The organism is Arsenophonus sp. aPb (assembly GCF_029873475.1).
Taxonomy (GTDB): Bacteria; Pseudomonadota; Gammaproteobacteria; order Enterobacterales; family Enterobacteriaceae; genus Arsenophonus.
The window spans coordinates 3,018,729-3,034,673 of sequence record NZ_CP123499.1 but is presented as its reverse complement, the minus strand read 5'-3'; the positions used below and the strand labels follow the sequence as shown (position 1 = coordinate 3,034,673).

Genomic DNA, 15,945 nt, shown 5'->3' with positions numbered 1-15,945 from the left:
AGTCATGTTTTATTAATTATATGAAAAAAGATCAGCGTTGAATTGAGTTATGCCTAATATTCGAACTCTTTTATCATATTTTCCAGTGTTTCTTGCCTTGCTAACCACTCGGTTTCGACTTCCTCTAATGCCAATTTTGTTTCAGTTTGCTGTTTTAGGTAATTGTTAAGCTCAGATTTACGATTATGGTTATAAATATCACTGTCAGCCAGTTTTTGTTCAATTTGAACTAATTGATTAGTTAAACTTGTTATCTTTTGTTCTAACACTGATAACTGTTTTCTGATTGGTTGCGTGCGTTGGCGGAATTCTGCTTCACGTCGTTTTTGTTCTTTACGATCTTGGGCAGTTAAGTTACCTGATAGCATCTTATCTTGTAACTGTTCCTGACGAATTTGTTGGTGCTGTTGTTTATTCTGTTCGGTTAACCATTTTTGATAATCCTCCAGATCACCGTCAAAAGGTTCAACCTGACCTTGATGAATGCGGTAAAACTCATCGGTTGTTGAGCGCAGTAAATGGCGATCATGAGACACAACAATTAAGGCACCATCAAATGCTATCAATGCTTCTGTTAATGCCTGTCGCATATCCAAATCTAAATGGTTAGTGGGCTCGTCAAGTAGCAGAAGATTAGGCCGCAGCCAGACAATCAAGGCTAATACTAGTCTCGCTTTTTCCCCACCGGAAAAATGCCTGCATGGCTCATTTACCTTGTCGCCTTTAAAGCCAAAGCCACCAAGATAGTCGCGCAAATGTTGTTCAGTTTCTTGCATAGCAAGACGACTAAGATGTTGTAAAGGCGATTCATCCATTCGTAGATAATCTAATTGATGTTGAGCGAAATAACCGAGTTTAATGCCTTTAGCTAAGGAAATTTCCCCCTGCTGGGGTAATAGGTCACCAGAAAGTAACTTGATTAAAGTTGATTTACCCGCGCCGTTACGGCCGAGTAAACCAATTCTTGAGCCAGGAACCAGATTAAGTTTAATCGATTTTAAGATCACTTTGTCGCCATAACCTGCGCTAACTTTTTCCATTTTAAGCAAAGGATTAGGCAAACAATCAGGTGCTCGAAACGAAAAATGAAATGGGTTATCAACATGAGCAGGGGCGACTAGCTCCATACGCTCTAGCATTTTAATCCGGCTTTGCGCTTGTTTAGCTTTTGACGCTTTATAACGAAAGCGATCAATATATTTTTTTAAGTGAGTTACTTTTTCCTGTTGATTCTCGTAAAGCGCTTGTTGTTGGGCTAATTTAGTCGCCCTTTGTTGCTCAAAGGAAGTATAATTACCCGTATATTCAAATAAATTTTCTTGTTCGATATGTAGCACTTTGTCAATGATAGGATCAAGGAAACCTCTATCGTGGGAAATCAGGATTAGCGTACCGGGATAATTTTTAAGCCATTTTTCTAACCAAATAACCGCATCTAAATCTAAATGGTTAGTCGGTTCATCGAGTAACAAGAGATCAGAACGGCAAATTAAAGCTTGCGCTAGATTTAGTCGCATTCGCCATCCGCCGGAAAAAACGCTAACCGGTTCTTCTATTTGTAATTGGGAAAAACCTAAACCATATAATAAACTAGCGGCACGAGCGCGAATAGACCAGGCATTGATCGCATCCAGTTGACCATGTATTAATGCAATAGCATGACCATCATTTTTGTCATTTGCTTGTTGCAATTGTTTTTCTAGTTTGCGGTATTCATGATCGCCATCAATCACATATTCAATGGCAGATTTTTTTAGGGCAGGTGTTTCTTGATTGACCCAAGCGAGAGCCCAAGTTGTTGGAAAAGTAATACTTCCTGCTTCAGGTTGTATTTCACCTTTGATTGAAGAAAATAAAGTCGATTTTCCACAGCCGTTTTTGCCAATTAAGCCTACTTTTTGGCCTGGTGTGATGGAGGCTGTTGCATTATTTAATAAAACTCGAATACCACAACGTATTTGTAGTGAAGAAAATACAATCATATAAACCGTATCTTGATAATATATTAAATCATTTATAATTTTAAAGAATATAAATGGCCTTTGGTGTGTATGTTAACTAAAAATTGTGCTTCTGGCACGCTTTTGAGGAGCTAATTATGTCGCTACCACCCAAGATTCTCATTATCTATGCACATCCTGAACCTACTGAATCTGTGGCGAATAAGATGCTCGTTGAATATGTGCAGGATTTAGACAATGTTGTGATACATGATTTATATGGTACTTATCCTGACTACTTTATTAATGCTAATTATGAACGAAAGTTACTTTGTCAGCACGAAATTATCATTTTTCAGCATCCGCTTTATACCTATAGTTGTCCATCTCTTTTGAAAGAGTGGTTTGATAGAGTATTAACGAGAAATTTTGTTTGTGAGCAAAGTAAACAACTGAAAGGCAAATATTGGCGATCGGTTATTACCACAGGAGAGCCTCAGGAAGCTTATCAATATGGTGGTTATAACCGTTTTCCATTAACTGAATTGTTACGGCCTTTTGAACTTATTGCCTTAATGTGTGAAATGCAGTGGTTATCGCCAGTAATTATTTATATGGCAAGAAGACAGTCCCTTGAAGATATGCAGGAGTGTGCAAAAGCCTATCGTGAGTGGCTAAGATCACCCTTAGAACATGGAGGCTTATAGCTATGGAAGAATTTAGTTTATTCCGTTCTATTATGATATTCCTGCTTGCGGGTGTCATTATGGTCCCTATTGCTCAAAAAATTCGTCTAGGAGCGGTATTAGGATATCTATTAACGGGTATTGTCATTGGGCCATTTATACTCGGTTTTATAAGAAATGTTGATGAAATTATGCACTTCGCTGAACTTGGCGTGGTTTTTTTAATGTTTTTAATTGGACTGGAGCTTAATCCAACTAAATTATGGACATTAAGGCGTTCAATTTTTGTTATTGGCACCGCTCAAGTGATTATAACAGCAGCATTAGTTACTGGTTTGCTTATTATTATTCATTTTTCTTGGCAAGCCGCAGTCGTAGGTGGGTTGGGCTTAGCGATGTCATCAACGGCAATTGCCTTACAAATTATGCATGAAAGGAACATGAATAATACTGAAAGTGGGCGGTTGGGATTTTCTGTTTTACTTTTTCAAGATATGGCAGTGATCCCAATATTGGCGCTTATTCCATTTCTTGCCAGTGGAACAGCAGATAGCGATTGGTATCAAATTGGGCTAAAAGTGATTGCCTTTGTTGGTTTATGGGTCGGAGGGCGCTATTTATTACGGCCATTATTTCATTTGGTTGCTAAGTCCGGTATTCATGAAATATTTACTGCCGCCTCTTTACTTGTCGTATTAGGGGCGGCTTTTTTTATGGAGAAACTGGGGTTTTCTATGGCGTTGGGCACATTTATGGCCGGAGTACTACTAGCTGATACAGAGTTTCGTCATGAGTTAGAGATCACCATAGAGCCTTTTAAAGGTTTACTGCTAGGTTTGTTTTTTATATCTGTTGGCATGTCACTTAATTTAGCGATCCTTTGGTCACATTTATTAGAAATAATTGTCGGTGTTGTGATCTTGATAATATTAAAATTTGCTATTCTCTATATTTTAGGTTGGCTAGCGCGTGTGCGTCGCTCTTCACGTCTACTCTTTGCTGGTGTGTTGAGTCAGGCCGGTGAATTTGCATTTATTATCTTTTCTACGGCGATTAATGTCAAAGTAATGAATAATGAACAGATGTCATTGCTACTAGTTATTGTTACATTATCTATGATGACAACGCCACCGTTAATGCAGCTAATCAGCAAATTACTGACTCACTGGTATAATGTGCGTAATGAGCCGATTGAAAAACCTTTTGTTGAGGATACCGATCCGCAAGTTATTTTGGTAGGGTTTGGGCGCGTTGGTCAAGTTGTTGGTCGTTTATTAATGGCCAATAAAATTCGTATTACGGTATTAGAACAAAATGTTAGTGCAATTCATACGATGCGACGCTATGGCTATAAAGTTTATTATGGTGATGCGCAAGATTTGCAATTATTGCGATCGGCAGGTGCGGCAAAAGCCAGTGTTATTGTTATTACCAGTGATAACCCAGAAGAAGTGATGGGGATCGTTCATTTATGTCAGGCTAATTTTCCTAATCTTCATATTATAGCCAGAGCACGAGGACGTTTTGAAGCGCATCAATTAAGAGAAAATGGGGTGACAGATTTTTGCCGAGAGACGTTTGTCAGTGCTCTTGAGATGGGTGAAAGGACATTGATAAATCTAGGTATACATCCTCATCAGGCTCATCGAGCAAAACAGCATTTTCGTCGACTAGATGTTAAAATATTTAAAGAAAATTCCCCCAAAGCGGGTGAGGGAGAAATTGGTCAAGCGACTCGAATCAAAGAGGCGCGTAGAGAGCTTGAAGAATTGTTTGAAATAGAAATAACGCAAGAGCGGGGACAACCAAAAAGTTGGGATTAACATAAGATTAATTAGCGAGATAGTGGATGTCTGTAATACGTAAAAGATTCATTGCTGGCGCTGTTTGTCCTCAGTGCCAATCTCAAGATACGCTGATGTTTTGGCAAAAAAATGCATTTGATTACGTTGAATGTAAAAAATGTCATTATAAACAATCTCAAACGGTAGATGGCTCGGATAGTCATCGCAAAGATAAAAATCTGCGAATAGATATTTTTACTTTGTAATAAAAATAACGTTTTTTATAAGTTTCAATACAGTTGTACTTTTTTTTTGTACAATCGGAAAAATTTTTTATCCACGGCGTTGTAGGAGATGTAATGAAAAAAGTAGCGAAAGATTTAGTGGTGAGCCTGGCTTATCAAGTGAGAACAGAAGATGATGTATTAGTTGATGAGTCATTGGCCAGTGCGCCACTTGATTATTTGCATGGTCGTGGTTCTTTGATTTCAGGTTTAGAAAAGGCACTTGAAGGACGCAGTGTTGGTGAACACTTCGATATTGAGATCCAAGCTGATGACGCTTATGGTCAGTATGATGATAATTTAGTTCAACGTGTACCAAAAGATGTTTTTGTGGGTGTTGATGAGCTACAAGTTGGTATGCGTTTCTTAGCTGATACCGATATGGGTTCAGTACCAGTAGAAATTACGGGTATAGAAGGTGATGAGGTTATCGTGGATGGTAATCACATGTTAGCTGGGCAGAATTTAAAATTTAATGTTGAAATTATCGCCATTCGGGAAGCAACGGATGAAGAATTAGCACATGGCCATGTCCATAATGAGGATGGTCATGAGGGTGGTTGTTGTCATGGTGAACATCATGGTGACAAAGATTGTTCTCATGGACATGGTGGTTGTGGTTGCCATTAAGTTGATAAAATAATCGCCGAGATTGTAATAGATCAGCGAGAAAATATGCTCGCTGATTTTCTGGCTGATTAATAGTGTGGTGGTGGAGTTTCTTCAGTAATTGGCGCTAACAGTGATGATTGTGTGGCTTTCAATCGTTCTGTAACCAGTTGCACATGCTCTTTTAACTTAACCATTTCAAGTTGTTGTTCGACAACCACTTGATTAAGTGCTTCAATGGTGATCTCTTGAAAAGATAACTTGCTTTCCAAATCTTCAAGTCTTTCTTCATATTTTTTAAGTAAATCCACTTGAACCTCCTGTCGGGAGTGAAATACATAGATTGGATATTCGTTATAATGCCTATAGATAAAGCCTTAGAGAAGTTTTTTCTATTATGATTTGCCATGTAACTTCTTTTTATTGGCGTGGTTTAACTATATTTAATCCCCTAACTTATTGTATTATCTCGCAGTTGATTAGCTAACACATTTTACTATGACTTGATTTAAATAAATAAAAGTAATTGGAGAACTGAATGAAATCACTATTTAAAACGACTTTGTTAGTGACAACTTTGTCTATGGTGCTAAATACGTCGCAAGTATTCGCTGCTGATGCAATTAAGAAATTTGATAATGAAGATCAGCGTAGCGCTTATGCATTAGGTGCATCGCTGGGTCGTTACATGGATAATTCTTTAATGCAGCAAAAATCTATCGGTATTAATCTTGATAGGCAACAGCTTTTAGCGGGTGTACAGGATGCATTTGTTAATAAAAGTAAACTTAGTGATCAAGAAATAGAAACAACATTAAAAGCATTTGAAGAAAAAGTACGTGCTGCTGCTCAGGCCAAAATGGAAGAAGAGAGTAAAAAGAATGGTAAATTGGGTGATGAGTATCGCGCCAAATATCTCAAAGAAGAAAAAAGTGCAATAAAAACAAAAAGCGGATTAATTTATAAAATTGAAAAACCAGGCCAAGGAGCAAAACCAACTGATAAAGATACTGTAGTGGTAAATTACGAAGGGCGTTTAATCGATGGCTCGGTATTTGACAGTTCTTATAAACGTAATCAACCGTTAACAATTGCTCTAGACTCAGTGATTCCAGGTTGGATAGAAGGTTTGCAACAATTGAAAAAAGGCGGCAAAATCCAACTTATTATTCCCCCAGAACTGGGTTACGGTAAATCTGCATCAGCCGCAATTCCAGCGAATTCAACGTTGATCTTTAATGTTGAGTTATTAGATATCGAATCGACAAAGAAATAATTGAGTGGCAAAAGAGGCAGAGTTGAACTCTGTCTTTAGCATTTTTATTATATTAAAAATAATAGTTACGATTTATTTATATAATTTATGATGAGTGAAAATAAAAGTGCGGTAATAGAAATTGCGCATTATCAATAAATATCTCGAATATAATTTAATGCATTTCTATAAATGTTAATATTATTTTATTTACTTAAAATAGTATCAACAGGTTTTTTTGTGATTTTTGTCTAAATTAAATGATTAAGTTACTTTTTTGTTTATGTCCTGTGAGACAGGCCAAAGGTCTGACACAAGATCCCTTGACGATCGGTCTTTGTGGTTTTAACGTCTTAGATTCTTTTTACCGTAAGTCTAGCGTATTGATGATTGCTAAATAAATTGCACATTAATAATAAGATCGGGTGTTTACTCACATAATCGTTTAATAAAGTTTCGTCAATATGTGGAGGATGGAGTCTGAATGTCTAACCTATTATATTCTAATGATAGCTGTGATAATGATTTACTGGATGCTCAACCGTTTGATGGTGTAGATTATGCGATTTTGAAATCTTATGAATCTATGGTTGATGGTTTGGCTATGTTAATTGGTGGGCATTGTGAAATTGTTCTTCATTCACTTGAAGATTTAAAATGTTCAGCGGTCAGAATAGCTAATGGCGAACATACAGGCCGAATGATTGGTTCGCCAATTACCGATTTAGCTTTACGTATGCTTCATGATATGACCGATATTGATTCCAGTGTCTCGAAAGCTTATTTTACGCGTGCAAAAAGTGGCGCTTTAATGAAATCAGTCACTATTGCCATCCGTAATCCCAGGCGGCGGGTTATTGGTTTACTCTGTATTAATATGAATCTAGATGTGCCATTTTCTGAGATAGTCAAAACATTTGTGCCGGAAAAAAGCCATGAAGTTGCTTCCAACGTAAATTTTGCCTCTTGTGTTGATGATCTTGTTGCTCAGGCATTGGAATTTACCATAGAAGAAGTTAATGTTGATCGCAATGTACCAAATAATATGAAAAATAGACAAGTCGTGCTCAATTTATATGAAAAAGGGATTTTTGATATTAAAGATGCGATTAATCAGGTTGCTGATCGTTTGAATATTTCTAAGCATACTGTTTATCTTTATATACGGCAGTTTAAAAGTGGTGAGTAAATAAATGTGTGCTTCTACTTTGAATAAGTCTTTGACTTATTGCCTATTAGTGACAGGGCCTGCTTATGGAACTCAGCAGGCCACCAATGCTTGGCGATTCGCGAATGCTTTGATTATGGAAGGGCATATATTAAAGACCGTTTTTTTCTATCGAGAAGGTGTTTATAACGGTAATCAATTAATTTCACCGGCTAGTGATGAATTTAATTTACTTATGGGTTGGAAAACATTAGCACAGCAGACAGGATGTCAATTGAATATCTGTGTTGCTGCTGCTTTGCGACGGGGTATTATCGATGAAACTGAGGCCAAAAATAGTAGCTTACCCTGTGCTAATTTAGATGAAGATTTTGTATTGAGCGGATTAGGTAGTTTGGCTGAGGCCATGCTCGTTTGTGATCGCACAGTCCAATTTTGAGATAAATATGAAAAAAATAGCATTTGTATTTATGAAAACACCTCATGGAACTTCGAGTGGTCGTGAAGGATTAGATGCTTTACTTGCGACTTCTGCATTAACTGAAAATATTGGTGTTTTCTTTATTTCTGATGGCGTCTGTCAATTATTGGCGAAACAAAATCCTAATAAACTCTTGGCGCGTGATTATATTGCAACCTATAAATTACTACCATTATATGATATTAATGCTTGCTATATCTGTCAGGAAGATCTTGAAACAAGAGGATTTTCTTCTGACAGATGTTTTATCCTACCAGCAACAGTTATTTCTGCTGATAGACTTAGGCGTAACTTAGCAGATTATGATGTAATTCTGACTTTCTAGTTAAATAGAAGGCTAATATGCTATATACCATTTCGACTTCCCCTTATTATAGTGACTTTAATTCATTAATTAACCTCTTAACAGAGCAGGATGAGGTACTATTACTCCAGGATGGTGTTTTGCTAGGACATAAAATAGCATCGAGTAATAAAGATAATAATTATTTAATACAATTAAAAGATAAAGGGATTCATGTTTTTGCTTTACAAGATGATGTAGAAGCAAGGGGCTTAATGCCATATATGTCATCTTATGTCCGTCAGATATCTTATGTTGATTTTGTGCAATTAACGGTAAAACATCCACAATATTTTGCTTGGTAATGGATGATCCTTTGTATATTTCTTGACACCTGTCTCTGTCAGCAATAAAATTTCGCGTCCTCGTGTTTTATCATGACGATAAACGAGGAAAATATCCGTGTTTACGAAGCAAAAAACCAGGAGCTTTTTTAATGGCAACAATTAATCAGCTGGTTCGCAAACCACGTAGCTCGAAAGTTGTGAAAAGCAACGTTCCAGCACTGGAAGCTTGCCCGCAAAAACGTGGTGTATGTACTCGCGTATATACAACCACCCCTAAAAAACCTAACTCAGCATTGCGTAAAGTATGCCGTGTTCGTTTAACTAATGGTTATGAAGTGTCTTCTTATATTGGTGGTGAAGGCCACAACTTGCAGGAGCACTCAGTAATCTTGATTCGTGGTGGTCGTGTCAAAGACTTACCAGGTGTGCGTTATCACACTGTTCGCGGTGCACTAGACTGTTCTGGTGTAAAAGATCGCAAACAAGGTCGTTCTAAATACGGCGCTAAGAAGCCGAAAGCTTAATGGTTCTCCGTTAAGAGTAAGGCCAAACATTTAATTTTTAATGTCAAAATAAACTCATAGAGTTTTGGACAACCCTGAATTTAACAACGGAGTATATCCATGCCACGTCGTCGTGTAATTGGTCAACGTAAAATTCTGCCAGATCCAAAGTTTGGGTCAGAATTATTGGCTAAATTTATTAATATTTTGATGGTAGATGGTAAAAAATCTACTGCAGAAGCAATTGTATATAGTGCGCTTGAGGCCCTGGCTCAACGTGCTGGAAAAGATCATTTAGAAGCCTTTGAAATTGCTCTGGACAATGTTCGTCCAACAGTGGAAGTGAAATCACGCCGTGTTGGTGGTTCAACTTACCAGGTTCCTGTTGAAGTTCGTCCTGTCCGTCGTAATGCATTAGCAATGCGTTGGATTGTTGAAGCTGCTCGTAAACGCGGTGATAAATCGATGGCTTTGCGCTTAGCAAACGAATTATCTGATGCGGCTGAAAATAAAGGCACTGCTGTTAAAAAACGTGAAGATGTTCATCGTATGGCAGAAGCTAACAAGGCGTTTGCACACTATCGGTGGTAGCTTTCGCTAGTTATGTTTCGTAAGGGTAACTTGGTGTTACCCTTGTACGAATTGAACGTTCACGAGAGAGGAAAAAATGGCTCGTAAAACTCCCATTACGCGTTATCGCAACATCGGTATTAGTGCCCATATTGATGCTGGTAAGACCACTACAACCGAACGTATCCTATTTTATACTGGCGTGAGCCATAAAATTGGTGAAGTTCATGATGGCGCAGCAACAATGGATTGGATGGAGCAGGAGCAGGAGCGTGGTATTACTATCACTTCAGCTGCAACTACTGCTTTCTGGTCTGGTATGGGTAAACAGTTTGACGAACACCGTATCAACATCATTGACACACCAGGACACGTTGACTTCACGATTGAAGTAGAACGTTCTATGCGCGTTCTTGATGGTGCGGTAATGGTTTATTGTGCAGTTGGTGGTGTCCAACCACAATCTGAAACAGTTTGGCGTCAGGCAAATAAGTATCAAGTACCCCGTATCGCATTTGTTAATAAAATGGATCGCATGGGTGCTAATTTCTTGCGTGTTGTTGAACAGATTGAAACACGTCTGGCAGCAATACCCGTTCCACTTCAGTTACCTATTGGTGCTGAAGAGTCATTCACTGGTGTTATTGATTTAGTTAAAATGAAAGCAATCCAGTGGAGTGACAGTGATCAAGGCGTCACTTTCGTTTATGAAGATATTCCAGCAAACATGCAAGCTCAAGCTGAAGAGTGGCATGGTAAGCTGATTGAAGCTGCGGCCGAAGCATCAGATGAGTTGATGGAAAAATATTTTGGTGGCGAAGAGCTGTCAGAAGAAGAGATCAAACAAGCATTACGTAAGCGCGTATTGAATAATGAAATTATTCTGGTTACGTGTGGTTCGGCCTTTAAAAATAAAGGCGTGCAAGCAATGCTGGATGCGGTTATTGAATATTTACCTGCACCTACTGATATTCCTGCAATTAATGGTGTTTTAACTGATGGTAAAAACACACCAGCAGAACGTCATGCAAGTGATGATGAGCCTTTTTCAGCATTGGCATTCAAAATTGCAACTGACCCATTTGTTGGTAATTTGACTTTCTTCCGGGTTTACTCTGGTGTCGTTAACTCAGGGGATACCGTTCTTAACCCAGTTAAAGATAAAAAAGAGCGTTTTGGTCGTATCGTTCAGATGCATGCTAATAAACGTGAAGAAATTAAAGAAGTCCGAGCGGGTGATATTGCTGCCGCTATCGGCCTCAAAGATGTGACTACCGGTGATACTCTATGTGGTATGGATGCGCCAATTATTTTGGAGCGTATGGAATTTCCTCAGCCCGTTATCTCGGTTGCTATTGAACCAAAAACTAAAGCTGACCAAGAAAAAATGGGTATTGCTTTAGGTCGTTTGGCTCAAGAAGATCCATCCTTCCGCGTGTCAACAGATGAAGAATCTGGTCAGACAATTATTGCTGGTATGGGTGAGTTGCATCTGGAAGTTTTGGTTGATCGTATGCGTCGTGAATTTAAAGTTGAAGCGAACGTTGGTAAACCACAAGTAGCATACCGTGAGACTATTCGTAAGTCTGTTGAGCAGGAAGGTAAGTTTGTTCGTCAGTCTGGTGGTCGTGGTCAATTTGGTCATGTATGGATACGCGTTGAACCTTTGGAAGCAGGCCATGAAATTGGTTATGAATTCCACAATGAAATCGTTGGGGGCGTTGTACCTAAAGAGTACATACCTGCGGTGGATAAGGGCGTTCAAGAACAGATGAAAAATGGTGTTCTGGCGGGCTACCCCATTGTTGATGTCAAAGTGGCATTGTATGATGGTTCCTATCATGAGGTTGATTCCTCGGAAATGGCATTCAAAATTGCAGGTTCTATGGCTTTCAAAGAAGGTTTCATGAAAGCAGGTCCAGTTTTACTGGAGCCAATCATGAAAGTTGAAGTTGAAACGCCTGAAGACTATATGGGTGACGTAATTGGTGACCTGAACCGTCGTCGTGGTATGATTGAAGGTATGGAAGATACAGCAACTGGTAAGACAGTTCGTGCTCAAGTACCATTGTCAGAAATGTTTGGCTATGCCACCGATCTGCGTTCACAAACTCAAGGTCGTGCTTCTTACTCAATGGAATTTTTGAAGTATAATGAAGCACCAACCAATGTTGCCCAAGCAATTATTGAAGCTCGTAAAGCTAAGTAATTGGCTTTCGGTTTAACTATTTAATCTGGTTCTCTCTTATTGTTTGAGAGAACTCTATAAGGAATAGAGTCGTGTCTAAAGAAAAATTTGAACGTAATAAACCGCACGTTAACGTTGGTACAATCGGCCACGTTGACCATGGTAAAACAACTTTAACTGCTGCAATCACCACCGTATTAGCGAAAACTTATGGCGGTAATGCGCGTGCATTTGATCAAATTGATAATGCACCAGAAGAAAAAGCGCGCGGGATCACTATTTCTACTTCTCACGTAGAATATGATACACCTAAACGCCATTATGCCCACGTAGATTGCCCAGGCCACGCAGATTATGTAAAAAACATGATCACCGGTGCAGCACAAATGGACGGCGCAATTTTAGTGGTAGCGGCAACCGATGGTCCGATGCCACAAACTCGTGAGCATATCCTATTAGGTCGCCAAGTAGGTGTTCCTTATATCATCGTTTTCCTGAATAAATGTGATATGGTTGATGATGAAGAGTTGCTGGAATTGGTTGAAATGGAAGTGCGTGAGCTGCTTTCTCAGTATGATTTCCCAGGCGACGACACGCCAGTAATCAGAGGTTCAGCGTTGAAAGCGCTGGAAGGCGTTGCTGAGTGGGAAGCGAAAATTATTGAGTTAGCGGAAGCGTTAGATAGCTATATCCCAGAACCAGAGCGTGCGATAGATAAGCCATTCTTGTTGCCAATCGAAGATGTGTTTTCGATCTCAGGTCGTGGAACGGTAGTAACAGGCCGTGTAGAGCGTGGTATTGTTAAAGTTGGTGAAGAAGTGGAAATCGTCGGCATTAAAGAGACGACGAAGACGACGTGTACTGGCGTAGAAATGTTCCGTAAACTGTTAGACGAAGGTCGTGCAGGTGAAAACGTAGGTGTTTTATTACGTGGTACCAAGCGTGAAGATGTCGAACGTGGTCAAGTATTGGCCAAACCAGGCTCAATCAAACCGCATACTCAATTTGAATCAGAAGTTTATATTTTGAGCAAAGATGAGGGCGGACGCCACACGCCATTCTTTAAGGGGTACCGTCCTCAGTTTTATTTTAGAACGACGGATGTAACGGGCACAATCGAATTGCCAGAAGGCGTAGAGATGGTAATGCCAGGCGATAATATCAACATGAAAGTGACGTTGATAGCGCCAATCGCGATGGATGAAGGGCTGCGTTTTGCGATCCGTGAAGGTGGTCGTACAGTAGGTGCGGGTGTCGTTGCTAAAATTATTGCTTGATCTTTAAAGCAATAATTGTAAAAAGGGCATCATCTGATGCCTTTTTTATACTAGCTTAGATAACTTAAGAACCTATTTCATCAATAGTTTATCTGGTCAATTATTGGTGAGATAGGCTCTGATATAAAGAATTATTGGATGTCTCTCAATAGTTAAATGTCATACTGGTTTATGGCGTAAAGTGAGATACAATAGTGGTATGTTTTATTTCGGTCAAATTTGAATTGTTTTACGAGGCAAATTGACTTTTTATTATATCATAGTAACGGGTTGATTTATGAGTGCGAATAGCGATGCTCAAGAAAGCGGACGTAGTTTTGATGTAGCAAAATGGGTATTAGTCGCGATTCTTTTAGTTATTGCTATTGTTGGTAATTATTATTTCCGACAATACAATCTTGCATTACGTGTCATAGCAGTTGTTGCTATTGCCGCGCTTGCTGGTGGCATTGCATTGTGGACAGCAAAAGGAAAAGCAACTTTAGCATTTGCTCGCGAAGCTCGTATTGAAATGCGTAAAGTCATTTGGCCAACGCGCCAGGAAACATTACAGACAACATTAATTGTTGCGGCAGTTACTGCCGTTATGGCACTAATTCTTTGGGGATTAGATGGTATACTGGTGCGTTTAGTTTCATTTATTACAGGCCTGAGGTTCTAAAATGTCGGAATCCCCTAAAAAACGCTGGTATGTTATTCAAGCATTTTCTGGTTTTGAGGCTAGAGTGGCCCAGTCATTGCGTGAGCATATCAAGTTACATGCTATGGAAGATAAGTTTGGTGAAGTGATGGTGCCAACGGAAGAAGTGATGGAAATTCGAAGTGGCCAACGTCGTAAAAGTGAACGCAAATTCTTTCCAGGATATGTTTTAGTTCAAATGACCATGGATGATGATAGCTGGCATTTAGTGCGTAGTGTTCCACGTGTTATGGGTTTTATTGGTGGTACACCAGATCGCCCAGCTCCTATTAGCGATAAAGAAGTTGATGCGATTATGAATCGCTTGCAGCAAGTAGGGGATAAGCCACGACCAAAAACCTTGTTTGAGCCAGGAGAAATGGTTCGTGTTAGTGATGGTCCATTTGCAGACTTCAACGGTGTGGTTGAAGAAGTTGACTATGAAAAGAGCCGTCTCAAAGTATCGGTTTCTATTTTCGGTCGTGCAACACCGGTGGAGTTAGATTTCAGCCAAGTAGAAAAAGTCTAATACACTTGACAACTTGCTTGTAAAAGGCGGAAAATTTGGCTACAATTCCGCGCTTTTATTTTTTGTGGCCTGAAAATTGTACAGGTCATTATATACACAGGGGAGCTTCATAATTGAAGCGACATTACCCAATTAGAGGAAATTATGCATGGCTAAGAAAGTACAAGCCTATGTTAAGCTGCAAGTTGCAGCAGGCATGGCTAATCCTAGTCCTCCTGTTGGTCCAGCTTTGGGTCAGCAAGGTGTGAATATCATGGAATTTTGTAAAGCGTTTAATGCTAAAACAGATAGCTTAGAAAAAGGCTTGCCAATTCCAGTTGTAATTACTGTCTATTCAGACCGTTCATTTACGTTTATAACCAAGACACCGCCTGCCGCCGTATTACTCAAAAAAGCAGCGGGTGTTAAGTCAGGTTCAGGTAAACCAAATAAAGAGAAAGTTGGCAAAGTAACCAGCGCACAAATTCGTGAAATTGCAGAAACTAAAGCTGCGGATATGACAGGGGCTGATATTGAAGCGATGATGCGTTCAATTGAAGGTACTGCTCGTTCCATGGGCTTGGTAGTGGAGGGTTAATCAATGGCTAAACTAACCAAGCGTATGCGCACTATCCGTGAAAAAATTGATGCAACTAAATACTATGATATTTCTGAAGCCATTACACTTTTGAAAGAGTTAGCGACTGCTAAATTTGTAGAAAGCGTTGATGTCGCAGTTAATCTTGGCATTGATGCACGTAAATCTGATCAAAATGTTCGTGGTGCAACGGTTTTACCGCATGGTACAGGTCGTTCTGTTCGTGTTGCCGTATTTACTCAAGGAGCAAATGCTGAAGCAGCAACCGCTGCTGGAGCTGAATTAGTTGGCATGGAAGATCTGGCTGATAAAATTAAAGCGGGCGAAATGAACTTTGATGTTGTTATTGCTTCGCCAGATGCTATGCGTATTGTTGGCCAGTTAGGTCAGATTTTAGGGCCTCGTGGCTTAATGCCAAACCCTAAAGTTGGTACAGTAACGCCAAATATCGCTGAAGCGGTTCAAAATGCCAAAGCGGGACAGATCCGTTATCGTAATGATAAAAACGGTATCATTCATACCACTATTGGTAAAGTTGACTTTGACGATAGTAAATTGAAAGAAAATCTTGAAGCACTGTTGGTTGCGTTGAAAAAAGCAAAACCATCTTCTGCTAAAGGTGTTTATATTAAGAAAATTAGCCTATCTACCACGATGGGAGCTGGTGTTGCCGTTGATCAAGCAGGATTATCTGCGTCAGCGTAATTTTTTGAATATCATTTTTTGCTTTACCTTTGTGTTAAATTTGTATAGAATTTGACGCCCTATGTTTGTTATCTCTATTT

General features: G+C 39.2%; 19 protein-coding genes. 17 read left to right on the top strand and 2 right to left on the bottom strand.

The window, feature by feature from the left end:
• Positions 1-53 precede the first annotated feature (53 nt).
• A complete protein-coding gene (locus tag QE177_RS13700) occupies positions 54-1,982 on the bottom strand; it encodes an ABC transporter ATP-binding protein (RefSeq protein WP_280550474.1) in 1,929 nt (642 codons plus the stop codon).
• Positions 1,983-2,098: 116 nt separating this feature from the next.
• Here QE177_RS13700 and kefG point away from each other — a divergent pair, with 116 nt between their 5' ends.
• The 4 genes from kefG (at position 2,099) to slyD (ending at position 5,324) form a co-directional block, all read left to right on the top strand.
• Positions 2,099-2,647, top strand: coding sequence for a glutathione-regulated potassium-efflux system ancillary protein KefG (gene kefG / locus QE177_RS13695; protein WP_280550472.1), 549 nt, complete (start codon positions 2,099-2,101; stop codon positions 2,645-2,647).
• Between the two features lie 2 nt (positions 2,648-2,649).
• A complete protein-coding gene (gene kefB, locus QE177_RS13690; protein ID WP_280550470.1) occupies positions 2,650-4,449 on the top strand; it encodes a glutathione-regulated potassium-efflux system protein KefB in 1,800 nt (599 codons plus the stop codon).
• A gap of 26 nt (positions 4,450-4,475) precedes the next feature.
• Complete coding sequence (locus QE177_RS13685) at positions 4,476-4,676, top strand: YheV family putative zinc ribbon protein (RefSeq protein ID WP_280550468.1); 201 nt, start codon at positions 4,476-4,478, stop codon at positions 4,674-4,676.
• 93 nt (positions 4,677-4,769) lie between these two features.
• On the top strand, positions 4,770-5,324 hold the full coding sequence (gene slyD / locus QE177_RS13680; protein ID WP_280550466.1) for a peptidylprolyl isomerase: 555 nt from the start codon (positions 4,770-4,772) through the stop codon (positions 5,322-5,324).
• Positions 5,325-5,392: 68 nt separating this feature from the next.
• Here slyD and QE177_RS13675 read toward each other — a convergent pair whose 3' ends face one another.
• Positions 5,393-5,614, bottom strand: coding sequence for a SlyX family protein (locus tag QE177_RS13675; protein ID WP_280550464.1), 222 nt, complete (start codon positions 5,612-5,614; stop codon positions 5,393-5,395).
• A gap of 227 nt (positions 5,615-5,841) precedes the next feature.
• On the opposite strand from QE177_RS13675, the gene fkpA reads away from it, so the two are divergent.
• The 13 genes from fkpA (at position 5,842) to rplA (ending at position 15,865) form a co-directional block, all read left to right on the top strand.
• Positions 5,842-6,579: an FKBP-type peptidyl-prolyl cis-trans isomerase gene (gene fkpA / locus QE177_RS13670; RefSeq protein ID WP_280550461.1), complete on the top strand. Its 738-nt coding sequence runs from the start codon at positions 5,842-5,844 to the stop codon at positions 6,577-6,579.
• Between the two features lie 463 nt (positions 6,580-7,042).
• Positions 7,043-7,747: a transcriptional regulator gene (locus QE177_RS13665; protein WP_280550459.1), complete on the top strand. Its 705-nt coding sequence runs from the start codon at positions 7,043-7,045 to the stop codon at positions 7,745-7,747.
• A gap of 4 nt (positions 7,748-7,751) precedes the next feature.
• Positions 7,752-8,165: a sulfurtransferase complex subunit TusD gene (gene tusD, locus QE177_RS13660; protein WP_280550456.1), complete on the top strand. Its 414-nt coding sequence runs from the start codon at positions 7,752-7,754 to the stop codon at positions 8,163-8,165.
• A 7-nt stretch (positions 8,166-8,172) separates the two neighbouring features.
• Positions 8,173-8,532, top strand: coding sequence for a sulfurtransferase complex subunit TusC (gene tusC, locus QE177_RS13655; protein ID WP_280550454.1), 360 nt, complete (start codon positions 8,173-8,175; stop codon positions 8,530-8,532).
• A gap of 17 nt (positions 8,533-8,549) precedes the next feature.
• Entirely contained in the window at positions 8,550-8,855 is a 306-nt protein-coding gene (gene tusB / locus QE177_RS13650) for a sulfurtransferase complex subunit TusB (protein ID WP_280550451.1), read from the top strand.
• Positions 8,856-8,986: 131 nt separating this feature from the next.
• Positions 8,987-9,361: a 30S ribosomal protein S12 gene (gene rpsL, locus QE177_RS13645; protein ID WP_280550449.1), complete on the top strand. Its 375-nt coding sequence runs from the start codon at positions 8,987-8,989 to the stop codon at positions 9,359-9,361.
• A gap of 99 nt (positions 9,362-9,460) precedes the next feature.
• Positions 9,461-9,931, top strand: coding sequence for a 30S ribosomal protein S7 (rpsG, locus tag QE177_RS13640; RefSeq protein WP_026822991.1), 471 nt, complete (start codon positions 9,461-9,463; stop codon positions 9,929-9,931).
• A 76-nt stretch (positions 9,932-10,007) separates the two neighbouring features.
• Complete coding sequence (gene fusA / locus QE177_RS13635; protein WP_280550444.1) at positions 10,008-12,119, top strand: elongation factor G; 2,112 nt, start codon at positions 10,008-10,010, stop codon at positions 12,117-12,119.
• A 71-nt stretch (positions 12,120-12,190) separates the two neighbouring features.
• Positions 12,191-13,375, top strand: coding sequence for an elongation factor Tu (gene tuf, locus QE177_RS13630; RefSeq protein WP_135678135.1), 1,185 nt, complete (start codon positions 12,191-12,193; stop codon positions 13,373-13,375).
• A 277-nt stretch (positions 13,376-13,652) separates the two neighbouring features.
• Positions 13,653-14,036, top strand: a complete 384-nt coding sequence (gene secE, locus QE177_RS13625; protein WP_026823562.1) for a preprotein translocase subunit SecE — start codon at positions 13,653-13,655, stop codon at positions 14,034-14,036.
• A 1-nt stretch (position 14,037) separates the two neighbouring features.
• The gene (gene nusG / locus QE177_RS13620; protein WP_026823563.1) at positions 14,038-14,583 is read left to right on the top strand and encodes a transcription termination/antitermination protein NusG; all 546 of its coding nucleotides are present in this window, start codon (positions 14,038-14,040) and stop codon (positions 14,581-14,583) included.
• 148 nt (positions 14,584-14,731) lie between these two features.
• Positions 14,732-15,160, top strand: coding sequence for a 50S ribosomal protein L11 (gene rplK, locus QE177_RS13615; protein ID WP_026823564.1), 429 nt, complete (start codon positions 14,732-14,734; stop codon positions 15,158-15,160).
• Positions 15,161-15,163: 3 nt separating this feature from the next.
• The gene (gene rplA / locus QE177_RS13610; protein WP_280550441.1) at positions 15,164-15,865 is read left to right on the top strand and encodes a 50S ribosomal protein L1; all 702 of its coding nucleotides are present in this window, start codon (positions 15,164-15,166) and stop codon (positions 15,863-15,865) included.
• Positions 15,866-15,945: the final 80 nt, after the last annotated feature.

What these genes read in the sequence shown, in the direction of transcription:
- QE177_RS13700 (WP_280550474.1), bottom strand. Translation starts at nt 1,982, where the DNA reads ATGATTGTATTTTCTTCACTACAAATACGTTGTGGTATTCGAGTTTTA.
- kefG (WP_280550472.1), top strand. Translation starts at nt 2,099, where the DNA reads ATGTCGCTACCACCCAAGATTCTCATTATCTATGCACATCCTGAACCT.
- kefB (WP_280550470.1), top strand. Translation starts at nt 2,650, where the DNA reads ATGGAAGAATTTAGTTTATTCCGTTCTATTATGATATTCCTGCTTGCG.
- QE177_RS13685 (WP_280550468.1), top strand. Translation starts at nt 4,476, where the DNA reads ATGTCTGTAATACGTAAAAGATTCATTGCTGGCGCTGTTTGTCCTCAG.
- slyD (WP_280550466.1), top strand. Translation starts at nt 4,770, where the DNA reads ATGAAAAAAGTAGCGAAAGATTTAGTGGTGAGCCTGGCTTATCAAGTG.
- fkpA (WP_280550461.1), top strand. Translation starts at nt 5,842, where the DNA reads ATGAAATCACTATTTAAAACGACTTTGTTAGTGACAACTTTGTCTATG.
- QE177_RS13665 (WP_280550459.1), top strand. Translation starts at nt 7,043, where the DNA reads ATGTCTAACCTATTATATTCTAATGATAGCTGTGATAATGATTTACTG.
- tusD (WP_280550456.1), top strand. Translation starts at nt 7,752, where the DNA reads ATGTGTGCTTCTACTTTGAATAAGTCTTTGACTTATTGCCTATTAGTG.
- tusC (WP_280550454.1), top strand. Translation starts at nt 8,173, where the DNA reads ATGAAAAAAATAGCATTTGTATTTATGAAAACACCTCATGGAACTTCG.
- tusB (WP_280550451.1), top strand. Translation starts at nt 8,550, where the DNA reads ATGCTATATACCATTTCGACTTCCCCTTATTATAGTGACTTTAATTCA.
- rpsL (WP_280550449.1), top strand. Translation starts at nt 8,987, where the DNA reads ATGGCAACAATTAATCAGCTGGTTCGCAAACCACGTAGCTCGAAAGTT.
- rpsG (WP_026822991.1), top strand. Translation starts at nt 9,461, where the DNA reads ATGCCACGTCGTCGTGTAATTGGTCAACGTAAAATTCTGCCAGATCCA.
- fusA (WP_280550444.1), top strand. Translation starts at nt 10,008, where the DNA reads ATGGCTCGTAAAACTCCCATTACGCGTTATCGCAACATCGGTATTAGT.
- secE (WP_026823562.1), top strand. Translation starts at nt 13,653, where the DNA reads ATGAGTGCGAATAGCGATGCTCAAGAAAGCGGACGTAGTTTTGATGTA.
- nusG (WP_026823563.1), top strand. Translation starts at nt 14,038, where the DNA reads ATGTCGGAATCCCCTAAAAAACGCTGGTATGTTATTCAAGCATTTTCT.
- rplK (WP_026823564.1), top strand. Translation starts at nt 14,732, where the DNA reads ATGGCTAAGAAAGTACAAGCCTATGTTAAGCTGCAAGTTGCAGCAGGC.
- rplA (WP_280550441.1), top strand. Translation starts at nt 15,164, where the DNA reads ATGGCTAAACTAACCAAGCGTATGCGCACTATCCGTGAAAAAATTGAT.